The organism is Roseibium sp. RKSG952, assembly GCF_009711355.1.
In genome coordinates this window covers 1-536 of the sequence record NZ_SMMF01000301.1, presented here as the reverse complement: position 1 = coordinate 536, position 536 = coordinate 1, and the positions used below count along the sequence as shown (strand labels likewise).

The window sequence follows — 536 nt, the reverse complement described above, 5'->3', positions numbered from 1 at the left end:
CGCGTGAACTTTTGAATCAGGCTCTTAGAGCCTCTATGGGTCATTCGACGACTTGCTAGAACGTGCCAACATTCGAGATCGGCGCAATGATGAGTATCTGCCTTCAGAGGTTCTCCTTTATTACATCGTCAAACAAAATCTGACAACGCCGATGGGCGTTTCGTGGCCCTTTACAACATTCTTCGTGATCGCATAGAGGCGGCATGCCCAAGGTCGAACCGCCAGGTTGATGACAAGGTCTACGAAGACGCTCGCACCGCAGAAATCCGCGACGCGACGGTCGATCATATCACCGAGCTGATATTCATTGACCACCACGGATATAACGAGCAGCTCGATATCTACGAGGTTGTCTTCGACAAAACAGTGCGTACAGCGCACATCACGAAACTTCGCAAGGTAAACCGCCGAGAGAATGCAACTGAAGAGGTGGAAGATACACTCACGGGGGATGTTCGTGCGGTCGTGGAAGCGGCGCTGGATCGTTACAAGAAAGCCGGGCTCACGGCTGATACCAACCTGCATAAATCAGAACC

Annotated in this window: 1 protein-coding gene; it reads left to right on the top strand. The window is 51.7% G+C overall.

The annotated features are described in order from the left end of the window. Positions 1–162: 162 nt before the first annotated feature. Positions 163–536 (top strand): hypothetical protein (locus tag E1297_RS00795; RefSeq protein ID WP_209015546.1); only part of this gene is annotated, 374 nt, incomplete at its 3' end.